Annotated in this window: 17 protein-coding genes; 8 read left to right on the top strand and 9 right to left on the bottom strand. The window is 71.9% G+C overall.

Annotation, left to right across the window (positions count from 1 at the left end):
• Positions 1-49: 49 nt before the first annotated feature.
• A complete protein-coding gene (locus RUR_RS16800; RefSeq protein ID WP_283136007.1) occupies positions 50-208 on the bottom strand; it encodes a hypothetical protein in 159 nt (52 codons plus the stop codon).
• A 121-nt stretch (positions 209-329) separates the two neighbouring features.
• Positions 330-548 (bottom strand): hypothetical protein, encoded by a 219-nt coding sequence (locus RUR_RS16795; RefSeq protein ID WP_283136006.1) that lies wholly within the window; start codon positions 546-548, stop codon positions 330-332.
• A 189-nt stretch (positions 549-737) separates the two neighbouring features.
• Between RUR_RS16795 and RUR_RS16790 the strand changes: the two genes are divergently transcribed.
• The gene (locus RUR_RS16790; protein ID WP_283136005.1) at positions 738-1,778 is read left to right on the top strand and encodes a helix-turn-helix transcriptional regulator; all 1,041 of its coding nucleotides are present in this window, start codon (positions 738-740) and stop codon (positions 1,776-1,778) included.
• 94 nt (positions 1,779-1,872) lie between these two features.
• Here RUR_RS16790 and RUR_RS16785 read toward each other — a convergent pair whose 3' ends face one another.
• Positions 1,873-2,418 carry an EF-hand domain-containing protein gene (locus RUR_RS16785; protein ID WP_283136004.1) on the bottom strand — a complete coding sequence of 182 codons (546 nt, stop codon included), beginning with the start codon at positions 2,416-2,418 and terminating at the stop codon, positions 1,873-1,875.
• Positions 2,419-3,307: 889 nt separating this feature from the next.
• On the opposite strand from RUR_RS16785, the gene RUR_RS16780 reads away from it, so the two are divergent.
• The 5 genes from RUR_RS16780 to RUR_RS16760 all read left to right on the top strand — a co-directional run bounded on the left by RUR_RS16780 (position 3,308) and on the right by RUR_RS16760 (position 8,001).
• Positions 3,308-3,568 carry a hypothetical protein gene (locus RUR_RS16780; protein ID WP_283136003.1) on the top strand — a complete coding sequence of 87 codons (261 nt, stop codon included), beginning with the start codon at positions 3,308-3,310 and terminating at the stop codon, positions 3,566-3,568.
• An 8-nt stretch (positions 3,569-3,576) separates the two neighbouring features.
• The gene (locus tag RUR_RS16775) at positions 3,577-4,101 is read left to right on the top strand and encodes a hypothetical protein (protein WP_283136002.1); all 525 of its coding nucleotides are present in this window, start codon (positions 3,577-3,579) and stop codon (positions 4,099-4,101) included.
• Positions 4,098-4,499, top strand: coding sequence for a hypothetical protein (locus RUR_RS16770; RefSeq protein WP_283136001.1), 402 nt, complete (start codon positions 4,098-4,100; stop codon positions 4,497-4,499). The genes RUR_RS16775 and RUR_RS16770 overlap by 4 nt, the downstream gene beginning before the upstream one ends.
• Before the next feature lie 39 nt (positions 4,500-4,538).
• Positions 4,539-7,250, top strand: coding sequence for an FtsK/SpoIIIE domain-containing protein (locus RUR_RS16765; protein WP_283136000.1), 2,712 nt, complete (start codon positions 4,539-4,541; stop codon positions 7,248-7,250).
• Positions 7,251-7,356: 106 nt separating this feature from the next.
• The gene (locus tag RUR_RS16760; protein ID WP_283135999.1) at positions 7,357-8,001 is read left to right on the top strand and encodes a hypothetical protein; all 645 of its coding nucleotides are present in this window, start codon (positions 7,357-7,359) and stop codon (positions 7,999-8,001) included.
• 376 nt (positions 8,002-8,377) lie between these two features.
• Here RUR_RS16760 and RUR_RS16755 read toward each other — a convergent pair whose 3' ends face one another.
• From RUR_RS16755 to RUR_RS16735, 5 genes are all read right to left on the bottom strand, one after another.
• Positions 8,378-8,623, bottom strand: coding sequence for a hypothetical protein (locus RUR_RS16755; protein ID WP_283135998.1), 246 nt, complete (start codon positions 8,621-8,623; stop codon positions 8,378-8,380).
• A 238-nt stretch (positions 8,624-8,861) separates the two neighbouring features.
• Positions 8,862-9,092 (bottom strand): hypothetical protein, encoded by a 231-nt coding sequence (locus tag RUR_RS16750; RefSeq protein ID WP_283135997.1) that lies wholly within the window; start codon positions 9,090-9,092, stop codon positions 8,862-8,864.
• A gap of 223 nt (positions 9,093-9,315) precedes the next feature.
• Entirely contained in the window at positions 9,316-11,730 is a 2,415-nt protein-coding gene (locus RUR_RS16745) for an ABC transporter permease (RefSeq protein ID WP_283135996.1), read from the bottom strand.
• Entirely contained in the window at positions 11,730-12,434 is a 705-nt protein-coding gene (locus tag RUR_RS16740; protein WP_283135995.1) for an ABC transporter ATP-binding protein, read from the bottom strand. The genes RUR_RS16745 and RUR_RS16740 overlap by 1 nt, the downstream gene beginning before the upstream one ends.
• 350 nt (positions 12,435-12,784) lie before the next feature.
• Entirely contained in the window at positions 12,785-14,626 is a 1,842-nt protein-coding gene (locus RUR_RS16735; protein ID WP_283135994.1) for an alpha/beta hydrolase, read from the bottom strand.
• Between the two features lie 230 nt (positions 14,627-14,856).
• On the opposite strand from RUR_RS16735, the gene RUR_RS16730 reads away from it, so the two are divergent.
• Together RUR_RS16730 and RUR_RS16725 are read left to right on the top strand one after the other, a co-directional pair.
• A complete protein-coding gene (locus tag RUR_RS16730) occupies positions 14,857-15,552 on the top strand; it encodes a response regulator transcription factor (RefSeq protein WP_283135993.1) in 696 nt (231 codons plus the stop codon).
• On the top strand, positions 15,545-16,633 hold the full coding sequence (locus RUR_RS16725) for a sensor histidine kinase (protein WP_283135992.1): 1,089 nt from the start codon (positions 15,545-15,547) through the stop codon (positions 16,631-16,633). The genes RUR_RS16730 and RUR_RS16725 overlap by 8 nt, the downstream gene beginning before the upstream one ends.
• Positions 16,634-16,876: 243 nt before the next feature.
• Here the strand turns inward: RUR_RS16725 and RUR_RS16720 are convergent, their stop codons facing one another.
• On the bottom strand, positions 16,877-18,298 hold the full coding sequence (locus RUR_RS16720; protein ID WP_283135991.1) for an alpha/beta hydrolase: 1,422 nt from the start codon (positions 18,296-18,298) through the stop codon (positions 16,877-16,879).
• Positions 18,299-18,401: the final 103 nt, after the last annotated feature.

The following is an 18,401-nucleotide window of genomic DNA, read 5'->3' as shown; positions in this document are numbered from 1 at the left end:
CACCTGTATCGGACCGCCGGATGGCGGTAGGTCCGCTGACGTCGGCCCGCTACCGCCACTGACCGATTGGTTGCTGCTCAGGGGCCGCGTGGCAGCCCATGTTGTCCCCGGGCGAGTCGATGGGGACGGCCTGCGCCGGAGACGAGGCCACGGTGGTGAACGCGAACGCGGCCACCGTGACCACGATCGTGTTGCGGAGCGTGCGCATGGCTTCTCCTTCAGTTGGGTTCTGCGGGAGGGGAGGTGGGACCGGCTCGGGCACCGGCGCGTGAACTCTCACGCGCCCGCGCGGGTCGTGCCGTCGCCGGGTCACCGGGGAGGGTTCCCGCTCACTGCGGGGGCGGGACGGATTCCGATTCGCCGATGCACTCCAGGAAAAGGCGGTAGGCGTGCTCCGGATCGCCGGTGAGCTTGTACCAGAGGTCGAACACCAGGGAGCAGCCCATGTCGTCACCGGTCGGCGGGTCGGCGTGCGCGGGGACGGACGAGAAGCCCGTGAAGGCAAAGGCCTCCGTCGCGACCACGAGCGGTTTTCGCAGTCTGTGCATGACGCGTGGTTCTCCTTCGCTTCGAGGAGGACTCTCGGAGCCTGCAGCGCGCCCTCAGTTTCCTCTCCGGCGCAGATCCTGGCGATTCGGGAAACTACGGACGTTTCTTGGCATGCAGGCGATGTGTGATCACATCTGTGGCGAAGGGGAAACTACGGACGCCCCGACCGCACGGAGCGGAGTGAACGCATGCGTGAATCCAGCCTCAGGAAGCTGCTGAACGCGATCCGGGAATGTGAACAGGCCGCCTCCGGTGAGGACGTCCTCCCCCGTATGCTCACCGCGCTGTCGGCGGTGGTCGGCGCGGACGTGATCGCCTACAAGGCCATGGACCTGCGAATCGGCCGGATCGAGCAGCATCCCTGGCCACCCGTCGACCTCTCCGTCGCGCTGGTGCAGGCCTACACCCGGCTCTTCGTCAAGCATCCCCTGCTCGCACCGCTGGACCAGGCGGGCTGCGGGACCGAGCCGCTGCGCCTCAGCGACGTGGTGAGCCGCAGCCAGTGGCACGGTCTCGACCTCTACCACGAGTTCTACCGGCCGCTGGGTATCGAGTACCAGATGTTGGGGTTGCTCACTGTGCAGGGCGGGACGCTCACCTGCATCGGCCTCAACCGCACCACCGTCGACTTCACCGACGCCGACCGGCAGCTCCTGGAGATCGCCCAGCCGTACCTGGCGGCTCTGCTGCGCGCCGCGCACGCCACAACCTGGCTGGAGTCGGCGCTGCTCGCCCTGGACACCCTCGACGACGCCTCCCGCGGAGTACTGCTGCTGGGTCCGCACGGAAGCGCCCGGGCGGTCAACCGCACCGCCCACGTCCTGCTCGCCGCCCACTTTCCCGCGCAGGCCCGGGACGGCGGCCCCCTCCCCGGGGAGATCCGCGCGTGGCTCGCCGCCCGGCGCGCCGTGCCGCAGGCCGCCGGCCCGGTGCCCGACCTGGTGATCGAACGCGGCGGGCGCCGCCTGACCGTCCGGCTGATCCCGTACGGCGCCTGCGGCGCGCTGGTGCTGAGCGAGTCCGCGCCCGCGCCGCCCGCGCCCCGGCTCTCGGACCGCGAGTCCGAGGTGCTGCGGCTGGTCGCCCGGGGGCGGACCAGCGAGCAGACCGCCCGCGCGCTGGGCATCAGCCCGCGGACGGTGGAGAAGCACCTGGCCAACATCTACGCCAAGCTCGGTGTCACCAACCGGACCGAGGCGGCCATGCGGGTGTTCGGGCACACCCCCTGAGCCGCCCCGCCACACGTCCGATCTTGAAACAGGGCGGGCCGTCGACCTCGATCGCAAGCAAGCCGCGGGCCGGTCCCGGTGCGACAGGCAGGGGTCAGCGCAGGCCGAGCATGGCGACGCCGGGGGCGTCCGGGTCGGAGCTGGAGAAGAAGATCTCCACGGCCGCAAGGAACTCGGCCCGGGAGATCCGCCCGTCGGAGTCGGCGTCCAGCTGCCGGAACCCCGCCTCGATCTCCTCGGGGGTCAGCCGGCCCACGGCGAAGAGGTTCGCGTACTCCTGCCGGGTGATGTACCCGTCCCCGTCCGCGTCCAGGGCCCGGAAGAGGACGTCGATGAGTTTGCCCAGCCCTTGCCGGACGTAGGCGACCGGGTCCTCCCCCTGGAACGCCTGCTCGAACTCCGCGCGGGTGATCCGTCCGTCGGCGTCTGTGTCCAGGTCCGCCCGCAGCTGCTCCCACCAGGTCAGATACGCCGCGCGCAGCGACGTCGCCACTTGGCCGCCGGGGTCCAGGCCGAGGGCCAGAGTCACCCGGCCCGACAGCTTCTCGAAGTCGGTCCGGTCGAGCACGCCGCTGCCGTCGGCGTCCAGGACGGCGAACGCCGCCGTGACGTTGCGCTGGCGAAGATCCCCACTCGTCATCCGGCTCTCCCTCTCACAGGGTCCGCCGGGGCCTTCCGGCGGACGACGAATGTGCCGCCGGGGCTTTCCGCCCCGGCCCGGTAACCCGCCGTCAGCGTAGACATACGCTCGGCCACGGGACAGGCCCTATGATCAGCCCGTCAGACACGGTTCCATAACGCTTCGCATGTCCGACATGACTCTTCGTATCGCTAGAGGTGTCGCAGGACTTCCCGAACAGGGCTTCGTGAAGAAGCGGATCCCCTTGGTCGCGTGGAGGATACGGACCCTCACACCTCACACCGCCTCTGCCGATACCGCGGAACGTTCTCTCCGGCCTCCCCGGACGACACCGGCGGCGGCCGGTCGCCAACCCGGCCGGGAACCACGAAAGCGTCCGACGGCGGAAGGATGCTCGAAGACCGGGCCCTTTCCGCCCCCGGCGCTCACGGCGGACGTGGGGAGGCCCCCGACACAAGAACGGAACACGGGCTGCGCCCACCGCCGCGACGTCACAACGGAAGCGGCCCGCGGCCGTACCCCCTCCGGGCCGCGGGGCGAACGCGGACGGGAGTCCCCGGGCGCCGCACCGGAGAGCGGGCCCGGCGCCCGCGGCGGGCGACTCCGGACGAGGGACGGGTACGGGCTGCGCCCACGGCCGCAGCCCGTACCCGTCCGGGGCGGGTCACCGGACGGCCGCCGCCCGAGCCCGGCCGCGACCACCCGGCGGGTGTTCGCCGGAGGCGGTTGCGGGTACCCGGGGATGCCGGGAAGCATGGTGCCCGTGCGGACACGGGATTTACCGGCCGGGCACCGGTCGCGTGATGTTCTCCGGCGGCGGCCGTTCCCATCACAATGGTCAGCGTGGTCTGCCGGTCGCACACCGGCGCGGTGAGAGAGGAATTGTCCTGTGTCGTCAATCGCTGAGGTAAAGGCCGCACTCGCCAGGGTGAGTTCGGCGGCCGGTGAGTCGGTCCAGTCCATGACCCAGGCCGGTGACTCGATCGGGGACGCCGCCTCGATGCTCGCCGCGGCCACCGAGGGCGGCGGCCACGAGCTCCCCGGTCAGGCGGCACAGCTGTTCCGGCAGGCGGAGTCCTCGCTGAGCGACGCGCTCGCCGCGGTCCAGCAGGCGCTTCAGGCGGTCGAGCAGTACGACGCCGGACTGTAGGCACCGCGGTGTCGCTGCTCACCGAGCTTGGAGAGGCGCTGGACCGTGCCCGGCGCCGCGCCTGGGAGTCCCAGATGGCCGCCAAATCCGCCCAGACGGGCCTGGCGCAAGCCGTACGGCTCCTGCAGGGTCTGCTCGCGCAGCGGGACGACCCCCTCCTGGTCAAGGCGTCGGCGCTGGTGGCGCAGGCACACCGCGAATGCGAGCGGTCGGTCCAGGCGATGCTGGAGGCCGATCAGGCGGTGGAGTCCTACGGGGCCGAAATCGGGCTGAGCCTGGCCCCGGCGGCCTCCCCCGACGCGCTGACCGGCGCGGAGCGGACCGCCACGGGCGGCCTGGCCAAGGTGATCGTCGAACCCGGGGGAACGGTCCTGGACGTCGGCACGGCGCCCGGCGCGATCAGGAGCGCGATCGGCCACCTGTCGGACCGGCACGCCGTACGGGCGCTGCTCGGCAAACCGCTGCGGGAACGCCTGGTGGCGACCTTCGACCGGCTGGCGGCGCCGCAGCGACCGGAAGGGGATCGGCCGTGAGCGCCACACCCGAGGACTGGGGGATGCTGCGGATGCTCGTGGAGCGGGCCGGCGCCGGCGACCGGGAGGCCTACCGGGACTGCCTGGCCCGGTTCGAGGTCGAGCGGGTCGGGTATCTTCTCGACGTCGCGCACGCGGAGACGGCTTCCGCCGCGCGGGCCGCATGCGACGGGCGGGTCCCGGAGGCGGCGGACCGCGAGCGGATCCTCACCTTGATCCGCCAAGGTCAGACCCTGCTCGGCCGGACCGGGCCGGACGAGGTCTTCGCGCTGATCGTCGACGAGGTGTGCGGGGTTCCCACCCAGGCGACCGGGTTCGACCTCGCCGAGCTCGTGGTCGCCTATCCGGTGGCGATCGCGGCTCTCCGACGATCCGGCGCCCCGGCCACCACCCCATAGCGGGCCTTTCGTCCCACGTTCGTTTCACGGAAGGAAGCCTTGAGCGGCAAGGTGTTTCCCAGCAAGCAGGCCTTGGCCGAGGAGATCCGCGACCGGGTCGCCCGGGCTCTGGGCGCCATGGAGGCGATCCGCGCCCGCGGCGAGCACCGCGTCGCGGATGCGGAGACGTCGATCGCCCGCAGCAGCGTCGAGGCCGAGGACTGGTCGGCCACCGCCGGGGAGGGGCTCGCCCCGATCGCGGCGCGGCTGCACCGGCACGCCGCGGTGTCCTCGCCCGGGTTCGCCTCCGCGCCGTGGGCCCGGTGGGGAAGGACCGACCCGGTCGACCAGGGGCCGTGCCTGTACCGGGTGGGCGCGATCCAGCCGCCGCCCCTGGAGGACGGCCCGTGGCGGCAGCGGTGGCTGGACAACCCGCCCGCCGCCCTGATCCCGCTGCTGGACGCCGGGAACCTGGTGATCAGGAACGGCGAGTCGGCGGTGGCCGACGCCGTGCTCTCCGGGCTCCTGGTCCGGATGCTGGCCACCAGCCAGCCCGGGATGATCCGCCTGCACGTCTACGACCCGGTACGGCTGTGCGAGCACCTGAAGGCGTTCGCCTCGATGGCGGGTGCCGGGCTGTTCGAGGCGTGCTCGGTGGACGGCTTCGGCGCGCTGCTGGGCCGGCTCTCCGACGAGATCCATCGGATCCAGTCGACGGTGCTGGGGCGGCACGACTCGCTGGCCGAGCTGGTGCAGGCGACCGGGCTGCGGCCCGAACCGTGGCGGATCCTGGTGGTGTACACCCCGGTGGACGGGTTCCGCCCGGAGGTCGTCCAGCGGCTGCAGAGCATCATGACGGCCGGGCCCACCTGCGGGGTGCACGTGATCGCCTGCGACGTCCCGGTGAAGGCGGAGGGCAACTGCGAGATCATCGACATGGGCCCGGCCCCGCTGGTGCTGACCTCCTCGATGACCGGGCCGCACCTGCGGGTGGAGCCCGACGCCGCGCCCCCCGGCGACCTGGTCCGGGACGTGTGCGAACGCGTCGTCACCCACGTACGGCAGGGGCCGCCGCCCAGCCGGTTCGCCGACCTGCTCCCCCAGACCGCGCTGTACGGGCAGTCGTCGGCCGCGGGCCTGTCCGCGCCGATCGGCGACGACGTGCTGGAACCGGCCCGCGGGCAGGTCCTGGTGGAGCTGGGCGACAACCCGCCGCACGCCCTGGTGGGCGGGCCCAGCGGATCGGGCAAGACCAACTTCCTCTACACCCTGATCGCCTCCTACGCCGCCCGCTACAGCCCCGACGAGCTGGAGTTCTATCTGCTCGACTTCAAGCAGGGCGTCTCGTTCCAGCAGTTCGCGCCGGGCCGTGACCCGTCCTGGCTGCCGCACGCCCGGCTGGTCGGGGTCAACATCAACCGGGACCGGGAGTTCGGCCTGGCGCTGCTGTCCCACCTGACCGGGGAGATGCAGCGGCGGGCGCGGGCCGCCAAGGCCCAGGACACCAGCAAACTGGAGGAGCTGCGCCAGGCCGACCCGTCCGGCCGCTGGCCCCGGATCGTGGCGATCGTGGACGAGTGCCAGGTGCTGCTGGAACGCCGCGACAAGATCACCCAGGAGGCGGTGGCGCTGCTGGAGACCCTGGCCCGCCAGGGGCGCTCCTTCGGCATCCACCTCATCCTGGCCAGCCAGGACCTGTCCCGCATCGAGGCCCTGTGGGGCCGTTCCTCGGTCCTGGAGCAGTTCACGCTGCGGGTGGCCCTCCCCCAGTCCCGGCGCATCCTGGACGACGACCGGATCGCCGAGCGGATCCCCCGGTTCTGCGCCGTGGTCAACCCCGACTCCGGGGTCGCCCACGCCAACCGGGTGGTCCGCCTCCCCAACGCCTCCCGCAGCGTCTTGGACCCGCTCCAGCGGGCGCTGTGGGAACGCCGCCCCGACGGGCTCGGCCCGCCCAAGGTGTTCGACGGTGAGACGGTGCCCCGCCTGGCCGACAACGCCGATTATGCGCGGCTCACCCCCACCGACCGGCCGCCGGCGGTCATGGTCGGCCAGCGGATCGACCTGGCGGGGACGGCGGCGGCGACGCCCTTCGGCCGTTCCCCGCAGCGCAACCTGGCGGTGGTGGGCATGAACACCGTCGAGGCCTGCGACGTCGTCGCCGCGACGGTGATGTCCCTGGCCCGCCAGAAACTCCCCGGCACCGCCGCCTTCACCCTGGCCTGCCTGGACGACACCGCCGACGCGGCGGTCCGCGCGGTCGGCAAATCCCTGGCGGATCTGGGGCACGAGGTGGAGACCACCGACACCTGGGGGCTGAAGGACGCGCTGAAGGCGAGCGCCGACCGGGTGGAGGCGGCCCTGGCCGGGGAGCGGCCCGAGCGCGTCCACTACCTGGTGCTGTTCGCCGTCGACGCGGCCAGCGGGGTGCTGGCCGCCAAGGACGCCCAGACCCGGACCAGCGGCCACGACCTGCTCCGCCGGGTGCTCTCCCGCGGACCCGAGACGCTCACCCACGTCATCGGGTGGTGGCGCGGGGTGGGCCGCCTCCGCGAGGACGTCGCGGGCGGGATCGGCGGCAAGCTGGACGACCTCGGGGTGTGGGTGGCGCTGGACGTGCAGGGCGCCGAGCTCACCCCGCTGCTCCCCGCGGGCACCCTGGTCTCCTGGGCGCCGCGGGAACGCCGGGCCCTGTTCTTCGACCGGACCCGGCACCGCGAACCCCAGCCGGTCATCCCCTTCCACGTCGTGGAACCGGAGGCCGAGCGATGACCGGCCCGACCGCATCCGGTACGGGCCCCCGCGGGCCGTACCGCAACCGGATGAAGCCGCGTTCGCCGTACCGCGCGAGGAGAAGGCCCGCAGGGAAGGAGCTCGCATGAAAAGCGACACGGTCGCCTCGGCGGCGCGGGACTACCGCTCGCTCATCGGGCAGGTGCAGCAGCTGGTCGAGGGGCACGAGCTGCATCTGGCCCGGGTGGAGGAAGCCAAGCGCACCAAGTCCTACCTGCAGCAGGAGCGGACCGGGGCCGAGGTGAGCCTGGCCCGGCACCGGCGCCGTGCCCGGGAGATCTGGGTGGAGGCCGGGCGGCGGCTCGGCAACCCCGCCCGCAACATGACGCTGCCGCCCCCCTCCCACGCCGCCACGGCCGACGACGACCCGGGCGCCCTGCTGGAGGAGGCGTCGCGGCTCGTGCGCGCCCCCTACCGGGAGCCGTACACGCTCAAGGCGGTCGGCGCGGGGGTCGGGGTCTCGCTCGTCGTCCTGGGGTTCGCCTGGGTGTTCCACGTGTTCGCCGGGGTGGGCGCGGCGGCGTTCGTGACCTGGCTCGCCTCCGTGATCGGCGCGGCGCTGCGCTGGCTGGGGGCGCCGCTGCTGGCGGGCCTGGCCGGGGGGACGGTCGCCGACCGGATCACCCGGCGCAGCCTGCAGGACGGCACCGACTCGGTGTTCGCCACGATGGCCGCCGCAGCCGGGACGGCCGGTCTGGTATTGGCGGTCGCCTTCGGCCTGCTTCTCTGATCCGTGGTCCGGCCGTTCTCGGCGGCTTTGGCCCGGTCGGCCTGTGTGAACAGGGCGACGCAGCCGGGACGGCGGCAGCGCAGGCTGTCCCCGACGTCGGCGGCGTCCCAGACCAGCCGGTCGACGTCCAAGGGGATGCGAGTGGGGTCGCACGCCGCGGCTTCCCAGCCGCCGGTGGTCCCGCCCGGGCCGGTCTTCATCTCGTGGGAGACCGTGATGACGTGGGCGTACTTGTCCTTGACGGTGTCAGGCTTGGAGAACCAGGACGCGTCACGCATCGCGGCTCGCAGGCGCCCGTCGCCGAGCAGCGCGGTGCCGTGCGGGACGTCGTCGAGGTCGTCGGGCCATTCGACCGGTTCGGGCCGCCGGGCCATGGTCAGGAGCCGTCCGGGTCGATGCGCAAGGCGTCCTGGATCGCGGTGTCGCGCAGGTACCGGTCGTAGGCGCCGGCGATGGTCTCGCCCGCGGCAGCCAGGTCGAGGACGGTCCGGCCGTCCAGGGCCAGCGGCCTGCGCCGTCCGGCCCACCTCACGACCTGGTGGCCGCGTTCGTCGATCAGGGTGATGGTGAGGTCGTCGGTGATCTCGGTGCCGGTCTCGTTGTTGTAGGCGCCGACCGTCACGGTCACCTCCTCGGGGCGGGCGTCGCCCAGGTCCAGGCGTGCTTCGGCCCCGGGGCGTCCATCGCGACCAGTTCCAGCGGCGTGGCGGCCGCGGCACGCAGGTCCCAGGCCTGCCAGGCGGCGCGGCACGCGACGGTATCGACCTCCCGCAGCCCCGCCGCCCCGCCCGCCTGCCCGGCAGAGACAAGTGCTCCTCCTGCGATTGATCCCGAACCGGGACGGGCCGGACCGACGACGGTCAACCGCCGCCGTCTCCCCCGCCATCACCGCCGTCCCCGCCATAGCCGCTGTCCCCGCCATAGCCGCTGTAGCTGCCGCCGCTGTAGTCGCCGCCCGCGCCGGACGACCCCCCGGAGCCGGATGAGCTCCCGGAGCCTGAGATGAACATGTCCACCAGGTATCCGACCAGGCCTCCGATGCTGCCGAACAGGAGCATGCCCGCGATCAGGTTTTCCAGCTTGTCCGCCACAGTGCCTCCGCGGTCCGACGCTCGTACGCGACCCCGATCACGCTAGCCGCCCGGACTTCAAGCGGCCAGGCCCCTCATGGGGCCGGGGTGGAGAGCCGCTGGGGAGCCGCCCCATCGTGAACCACTCGCCGACGTCGAGCAGCAATCCGTACCGCTGGCCCGGCGGGCAGGGCGACAGCCCCGCGCAGAGCCGCAGCGGCTCGGGGCCGTCGGGACGAGTGCCTCAGTCGAGGGACAGCCCTGCGGCCGGGGTCACCCGGGCGGCCCGGCGTGCCGGGAGGACGGCGGCGAGAAGTCCGGCCAGGGCGGCGATGAGGACGACGACGCCGAGTGACGGCCAGGGGACCTGCAAGGTGGCCTCGCGGAGAGCCCGCTTCACGAACGTCTCGTGGCCGACCCAGGCGAACACGACGCCGATCACGGTGCCGAGCAGGGTGGCCACCACCGACAGCAGCACCGCCTCGGCCGCCAGCATCCGCCGCAGCTGCCCGCGGGTGAGCCCGAGCGCGCGCAGCATCGCGTGCTCGCGGGCGCGTTCGAGGACGGAGAGTCCCAGGGTGTTCGCGATCCCGATCAGGGCGATCACCACGGCGATGCCGGTCAGGCCGAGCGCCGACCAGGTGTAGATCCCCAGCTGCCGGTCCAGCGACTCCCAGGTCCGCAACCCGTTCTCGATCGTCGCGCCGACCGGATCCGCCAGCTTGTCCAGGTCACCGCCGAGTCGAGCCGGGTCCGCGCCGGAAGTGGCGCGGATCCAGACGGCATGCGGTTCGGGGGCGTCGGTGAGCGTCGCCAGAGTCTCGGGCGCGACCACGCCCGCCGGGCCCCAGCCGGTGCCGACGGCGACCTGCAACCGGGCTCGCCGGTCGCCGACGCGCACCGTGACCCGGTCACCGGGCCGCAGGCTCAGGTTCTTGCCGAAGGCCTCGGAATCGATTCCGATCTTCCCCGGCTCCACCCGGGCGAACGCTCCGCCGTCGCGGGCCACCTGCGCCGCGGCCGGCACGGTGACAACCAGGATCGGTTCGTCGAGCCCTGACACTCGGGCCACGGCGCCGTCCACCGGAATGGCCCGCTCCACACCGGGAGTGTGACGTACCCGATTGAGGAGGTCGGTGGTGACCGGCTCCTTGGGCGAGGTAAGCGCGACATCGATGGGGTGGTCCCTGCCGATCTGCTCATCCAACGCAGAACGCCACGTGGTCATCCCGGTGAGTACGGCGGTCGTCAGGGTGACGCCGACCAGCAGGGAGGCGGTGGTGGTGGCGGTCCGACGCGGATTGCGCACAGCGTGCTTGGTCGCCAGCCGCCCGGCGGGGCCGAGCAGCGCGCCCGTGATCCAAACCAGGCGGGGAACGAGTACCGGCCCGAAGAGGAGTACGCCGGCGAACACCGATCCTCCGCCTGCCACCATGAGCGCCGTACTGTCCTGGACCATCGCCACCCCGAGCAGGGCTGACCCGGTGACCAGGAGGATCGCGGCGAACGCCGGCCGCACCCGGCCGGTGGCCGTGTGCACGTCGACCGCGGTATCCGGGCGCAGCGCCGCCAGCGGGCTCACCCGGACCACGCGCCGGGTCGGCAACCAGGACGCGACCATGGTGACCACCAGGCCGACGGCGAACCCGCCCAGCAGCCAGAGTACGGGCAGCTCGGCGGCGCCCATCGGGACGCCGGGCGCGAGGGCGCCGATCAGGGCGGTCAGCCCGTAGCCGAGACCGATACCGACCAGTGCCCCGGCCAGCGACGCGAGCACCCCGACGACGGCCGCCTCGCGGCGTACCGAACGCACCACCTGCCGCCGGGTCGCGCCGATGCAGCGCAGCAGGGCGAAGTCGCGGAGTCGCTGCGCGAACAGGATGGAGAACGTGTTCGCGATGACCAGGACCGAGACGAAGATCGCGACGCCGGCGAACAGCAGCAGCATCACCGCCAAGCTGTTCACCCTGTTCTGGACATAGGTCAGCCGCTCCGCGGCGAACCCCTCCGGCGACTGCGCCTTCGCGCCTTCCGGGAGCCGGCCCACCTCCCCGCGCACCGCCACCGCGTTCAGATGGACCTGGTCGCGCCACCGCAGCAACTGCGGCCAGGTGACATACATCGAGGCCTGGGCAGGGGGCGAGGGCGACTCCACGAGACCGACCACTTCTACGTCGGTCGCGGCGACGCCCTCGCCGATCCGAACCCGGTCGCCGACCGCGACGTTCTCGGCCGTGGCGAAGTACACGTCCACCACCGCCTCGCCCGCGCGTGCCGGAAAGCGACCCGAGCTGAGCTTCTGCCAGCGCCACTTCTCCGAGGTGGCGATCGGACCCACGGTGGTCAATTCGGAGAGCTTTCGGCCGTTCGCACGCGCAGGCAGCGTCGCCCGGCCGGTCGCGGATGCGTTCTCGCCGTGTCGCTCGGTGAATGCGATCGCGGCCTTCGGGTCCAGCTCGGACGACGGCCACCCCGTCGGCGAGACCACGTGGTCGGCATTGCGGTACGGCGCCCCCAGGCCGTCCATGAGTCCGCTGTGTGCCCCGGATGTGAGCACGCCGACCACGACGACGAAGGCGACCGCGACGGTGACCGCGATCGCCGCTGCGACGTACCTGCGGATGTGGGTGCGCAGCGACGCGAGGAAGACGGTATGCATCAGACGATCCGCCCGTCCTGCACGGTGACCACGTGGTCGGCGTACGTCGCCGCGTCCCGCTCGTGGGTGACCATCACGACGGTCTGGCCGAGCTCGCGCACCGACCGGCGCAGGTGATCGAGCACCTCCGCCGAGGTGGTGCTGTCCAGGTTTCCGGTGGGCTCGTCGGCGAACAGCAGGTCCGGCTGGGTGATCAGGGCCCGGGCGATCGCGACCCGCTGCTGCTGGCCGCCGGACAGCTCCGCGGGCCGGTGGCCGAGCCTGTCGGCCACGCCGAGGGTGTCGGCGAGCATGCGCGCGCGCTCGCGCACCGCGTCGTCGATACGGCGACCGCCCAGCTCAAGCGGGAGCACGATGTTCTCCTCCGCGGTGAGCATCGGCAGCAGGTTGAACGACTGGAACACGAAGCCGATGTGCTCGCGGCGGAAGATCGTGAGCGCGTCGTCGTCTAGTGATCCGAGGTCGGTGCCGGCCACGGTGACGGTGCCGCCACTGGCCTGGTCGAGTCCGGCCAGGCAGTGCATCAGCGTGGATTTGCCCGACCCGCTCGGCCCCATGATCGCGATGAACCTGCCTCGTGGGAGGTCGAGGTCGATACCGCGCAGGGCATGCACCCGGGCATCGCCTTTGCCGTAGGTCTTGGTCAGGTTCCGCGCGCTGGCCGCCACGGTTTCCTGAGTGGCTTGCCGGGTGGTGGTCGTCATTGGCATGGAGGCTTTCGGTTGACGGCTGGAGTCGTTCGGGGATCGAATGCCGAAGGTCGGCGGGTCTGGACTGGGATGTGCCGAGCGTGCTGGTCACCGCGGCGTCCTTGGAGTGGCGCGCATGGGCGTGCGGCTCTCGTCGGTGCCTTCAAGGCGCGGTTCTCAGTGCCCGGGATTCGTTGCTGCAGATCTGGCGCAGCCCGTACTCGGCGCCGTGCTCGGACAGCCCCGCCGTGGCGTCTCTCACGCGATCGACGGTCAGGCGCCGAGGTGCCTCCGCGGCCGTCACCCCCGCCGTCGGAATCCCGTGGGGAGCCCGGCGCCGCGAGCTCCCCACGGGGTGGGGCGGATCAGTGTCCGGGGACGCGGAGCCGGAACGGCCGGCCGTTGAGGGTGCCGGTGACCGGAGTGGTCGCCGTGGCGGTGAAGGCCGCCCACTGCAGCGTGACCTTGTGCGTCGCGCCGTCGGGGCCGGTGACGGTGAGGTCGGCGGTGGCCTTGCCGCCGGTCACCTTGGCGGTGCCGGTGGCGGCGAGGTCGGTGACGTAGCGGACCTGGTCCAGGGTGATCGTGCCGTCTCCGCCGTTGGTGAGCCGCCCGCCACGCAGCCCGGCCTCCGTGCCCGGCCGCAAGGCGCGGTGCGGGTTGTACACGGCTACCGCGTCGGCGACGGTGGCGAACGCGGCCGCCACGAGAGTCCGCTGCGGAGCGCCGAGCCCGCCGCCGCGGGCGGCCGGTACCGCCGCCACGGTCGCAGGAAAGCGGCCGTGTGCCTGGTAGTTGGCCATTGCGCACGACGTGCCGGACACCGGCCCCGGATTCTCGATGAACCGGTGCATGATCCGGCGCGCGCACTCGCCACCGGGCCCGCGCCCCACGACACCGGGGTTGTGGTACCCGGCCAGGACGGTGACCGCCTGGCCACGGGGGAACAGCCGCGCCGCGGAGCGCGCGCCGACGACCGCCATCGGGTCGAACTCGCCGGCGACGGCCAGCATCGGCACCGCCGGCCGGTGCGGCCCGAACGGGTTGTTCTCTCGCGGAGTCGGCCAGCCTGCGCAGTAGTCAGGACCGCTGGGCCACACCTCGGCGCGGGTGAACGGCGCGTACCGGTTGCCCCCGGCGTGGAGGTCGTCCAACTGGCGGCGCCGGGTCGCCTCGTCGTCGGTACGGCCGTACGGCCAGGACGGGTCGGAACACAGGTACGCCGTCGTACCGGCCCGCTCCGGTGTCGGCCCGGGCGGCGGCGCGGGCGGGGCGGCCCGGTCGAGCAGGCGCCGTAGCGGGACCGGGTCGCCGACCAGGTACGCGGCGGCGGCCGCGGTCGCGTCGGTGGCGACCACCGGATCGGAGATGGCCTGCAGCGCTTCGAACAGCCGCCGCGGGGTCAGTGCGCCGTCGCCTGCGGCGCGCATCTTCCGCACCACCGCGTCCCAGCGTTCCTCCGGGTCGCCACCGGCGGCGCCGCGGCAGGCCGACGATCGCCGGCAGGCACGGGCGTAACCGGCGATGACCTCCCGGATCGGGCGGCCGTCCCCCGCTCCGAGCTGCCATCGGCCGTCCTCGTCGAGCGGGCCGATCATGCTCTCGATGTACAGGGCGCGCACCCGGTCCGGGTAGCGCGTCGTGTACGCCTGTCCGGTCAGCGCGCCCCAGGACGATCCCACGACGGTGACCTTGGGCAGGCCCAGCGCGGCGCGCACCGCCTCCACATCGGCGACGTACTGGTCGCTGCTGAAGAACTGGGCCCGGTCTCCCAGGTCGCGTGCGCACTGGCTGACCGTCTCCGGCTTCGCCGGCCGCAGCCCCTCGCACCGCAGCGGCGCGGATTGGCCCGTCCCGCGGAACTCCACGATCGTCATGTCCGAGTCGTCCAGCAGCGGCTGGAGGACCTGCCGGAAGGAGTCGACGCGCTCGCCGCCCGGTCCGAGCGGGGACGGACCGCCCGGCATCACCAGGATCGAGGTGCGGGCCTGGCGCGATCGGTTGGCCCGTGGGACGTACCCGAACCTGACGGTGATCTTCTCCGACTGCGGATCCTGCCAGTTCAGCGGGACGGTCAGGGTGCCGATGCACCGGCTGGTCGCGGTGGCGCATTCGTGTCGGCCGTCGGCGGCCGCCGCCGTGGCGACCGCGGGTGGCGCGGCGGCGGCCAGCATCAAGCCGACCAGCATCGTCCTCAGCAGCCGCATGCGCCCCCCTCAAAACCGCGGTTGGGGTGCCGCTTTCCGGAGGCCGGGGACTCGTCGGCGATCACCGCGACGACGGGCGGGCCGCCGGGGGGGATCCGGGGAATCCGACGGGTTTCTAATCGTGCCGGTTCGCTGTAGCTCATGCCTGAAGTCAAGGTGGCGCGGTGTTGCCGGCACGTATGTGGTTTTCGATACGCGGGCGATAGGCGTCGGCTCGTAGCCTCGGGAGCATGCGTGTGTTGATCGTCGAGGACGAGCCCTATCTGGCGGAAGCCATCCGCGACGGCCTGCGCCTGGCGGCGATCGCCGCCGACATCGCCGGTGACGGCGACACCGCGCTGGAACTGCTGAGTGTCAACGCCTACGACATCGCCGTCCTCGACCGCGACATTCCCGGCCCTTCCGGCGACGAGATCGCCACACGCATCGTCGCCTCCGGCAGCGGCATGCCGATCCTCATGCTCACCGCCGCCGACCGGCTCGACGACAAGGCCTCCGGGTTCGGACTCGGCGCCGACGACTACCTCACGAAGCCGTTCGAACTCCGGGAGCTCGTGCTCAGGCTCAGAGCACTCGACCGCAGGCGCGCGTACAACAGGCCGCCCGTGCGAGAGATCGCAGGTCTGCGGCTGGATCCGTTCCGCCGCGAGGTCTACCGCGACGGCCGTTACGTCGCGCTCACCCGGAAGCAGTTCGCCGTGCTCGAAGTCCTCGTCGCCGCCGAAGGCGGTGTCGTCAGCGCCGAAGAGCTCTTGGAGCGAGCGTGGGATGAGAACGCCGACCCCTTCACCAACGCCGTGCGCATCACCGTCTCGGCACTGCGCAAACGGCTCGGCGAACCCGGGATCATCGCCACCGTGGCCGGCGTCGGGTACCGCATCGGCACAGCACCCGGCACCGGACGCGACGGAGCGAACCGTGGATAGAGCGCCCGGGTGGAGCGTTCGCCTCAAACTCACCCTCAGCTACGTCGGGTTCCTCATGCTCGCCGGCGCCTTGCTGCTCGCCGCCGTGTGGGTGTTCCTGCTGCGCTACGTACCCGACGGTTGGCCCGGCCTTCTCGGCAAATCACCCAACCGCTACCTCCTCCTGAGTACCTTCGCCCCGGCCGCGGCCATCGTGTTGGCGTTCCTGCTGGTGTTCGGTCTCGTGGGAGGGTGGATCCTCGCCGGTCGCATGCTCGCCCCGCTGACCCGCATCACGGACGCGACACGCATGGCCGCGAACGGGTCGCTCTCCCACCGGATCCGGTTGGCAGGCCGCGAAGACGAGTTCCGCGAACTCGCCGACGCCTTCGACACGATGCTCGCACGACTCGAAGCACACGTCGCCGAACAGCAGCGATTCGCAGCCAACGCCTCCCACGAACTGCGCACCCCGCTGGCGATCTCGCAGTCGCTTCTCGACGTGGCCCGCAACGATCCGGCGCACGACCACGGTGAACTCGTCGACCGCCTGTACGCCGTCAACGCCCGGGCGATCGACCTCACCGAGGCGCTCCTGGTGCTCAGCCGCGCCGACCGGAGGTCCTTCACCCGAGAATCTGTGGACCTGTCCCTGCTCGTGGACGAGGCCACCGAAACGCTGCTCCCGCTCGCCGAGAAACGCGGTGTCGCCGTCGACACCTCCACGGACGTCACCCCCGCCGTCGGGTCGCACGCGCTGCTGCTGCAGATGACGACGAACCTTGTGCACAACGCCATCGTGCACAACCTGCCCGAACGGGGCACCGTGTGGGTCACGACCGGCGTCCGCCCCGAGACCGTGGTGCTTACCGTCGAGAACACCGGCGAGAGGCTCACCCCACAGGTGGTCTCGACGCTCACCGAACCGTTTCAGCGCGGCGCCGGAAGAATCCGCGGGGACCACGCAGGCGTCGGCCTCGGCCTGGCGATCGTCAAGAGCATCGTCCATGTGCACGACGGATCGCTCACCATCGCCCCGCGCCCCGCGGGCGGACTCCGCATCGTCGTTCACCTGCCCTCCCCATGGTCAGGTACCGCGTAATGTGGCCACACATCACCACGTCACCGGGTGACCGAGAAGCCCGGCAATCGGCCTCCGTACGAAGACCCACAAAGGGGGCCGCACGTGGAACCGGTGCCGTCATGCCTCCTGACGTGACGTCGGCTCCAAAGCCGGTGGATCTGGGCTAGTGAGCGGTGCGTACCCGCTCCCGTATGCCGGACTGTACGGCTTCTGCGACAGAGCCAGTTGCTTTGACGCACCCCTGTCCATCGCCCTATGGAATCAGCCGGGCAGGTCGGGTAGGGGCGCGATTGGCGTGGGCCAGGTCTGCGCCGACGTCGGTGTGCCCGTGTAAGGCACCGCCGGGCAGTGCATGCCGGGAGCGGGAAGCGTCCGCTCGATGAGGTAGCGGTCGATCGCGCCGCGGGTGCACTCGCTGCGGTTGTAGACGCTGTGTCCCCAGCCTTCGTAGGTCAGCAGCCGCGCCTCGCCGCCGATCTGGTCGGCTGCGTTCACCGCCCAGGCGTGGCCGGTGGCCGGATCATGCCGTGCGTTGCCCAGCAGCAACGCCGGGGTGCCGTCGACCTGCAGCCGGTGCTGCGGGTTGGGGATCGCGGCGGGCTCGCCGAGACAGGCCATGGTGAAGGAGAGGGTCAGCGGGCTCACCCGCATGTCGGGCGCGATGCGCTGCGAGCGGCGCAGGAGGGCCGCGAACTCGCGGTAGTCCCGGATCGGTAGGTGGAAGTCCTGGCAGACGATCCGCATGGGGTTGGCGATGAGATCTTCCGCTTGCGTGGCCCGGTGACGCTCCTCCTGGCGCTGCGTCAGGCGGCGTGTGAAGATCTCCGGCAGCGCTTTCGAGGGTGTGGCGCCGCTGCTGATCGCCACCATCATCTCGGCGAGTTCACGCCAGTAGGGCCCGTAGGAGGCTTGGAAGGGAAGCCTGATGAGGTCGAACTGGGTCAGTATGAGGGTGGGTTCGCCGGGGTAGTGCAGCTCGCCGCGTTCGGCGCGGGCGAGCAGCTTCGCCCAGAATGCGCGCAGGTCGCCGCCCTGCAGTGCGCAGGAGCTGTCTCGTTCGCACCAGGCCGCGAACTCCTCGAAGGAGTCCTGGGCCGCGGCGGCCCCCGTGTCGAGGAACGCGGTGGTGCGCAGGCTGTGGTCGACATTGCTGTCCAGGGCGAGCGCCCGGACCCGGCGGGGGAACCGCTCGGCGTAGAGCTGCCCGATGAGTGTGCCGTAGGAAAGACCGTAGTAGGTGAGTCTCCTGTCACCGACGGCGGCCCGCAGCGCGTCCACGTCTTTGACCACGCTGAGCGTGTCGACGTGGTCGAACAGCGGTCCGGTCCTGGCCCGGCAGTCGGCGCGGAGCCGGTCGTTGTAGTCGAGCCATCGATCGAAGTCGGTCTGGCTTCTCAGGAACGGGTCGGCCGGCGCCTGCCGCATGAGTTCGGCGGAGCAGACCACGGGGTTGCTGCGCGCCACACCGCGAGGGTCGAAACCGACGATGTCGAATCTTCGGGTGATCTCTTCGCTGAAGTAGTCCCGGCGTCTCAGGGTGAAGTCGACCCCGGATTCGCCGGGACCACCCGGGTTGATGATCAGGGAGCCCATTCCGGCCGTGGGGTCGGCGGCCTTCCGCCTGGCCACGGCCAGATCGATGGTGGGGCCGCCGGGCTTCGCCCAATCGGCGGGAACGGTCAAGGTGCCGCATTCCGCGGTCGTGTCCGCGGCGCACGGTGCCCAGGCGATAGCCCGGCCGGCCGGCGCACCGGCCCTTTCGGGAACAGCCGTTGCCGCGTTCCCG

Origin of the sequence: Rhizohabitans arisaemae (assembly GCF_025996515.1) — a bacterium.
GTDB classification, from domain to species: domain Bacteria; phylum Actinomycetota; class Actinomycetes; order Streptosporangiales; family Streptosporangiaceae; genus Rhizohabitans; species Rhizohabitans arisaemae.
The sequence above is the reverse complement of the archived record's forward strand: the minus strand, read 5'-3'. Positions and strand labels throughout refer to the sequence as shown.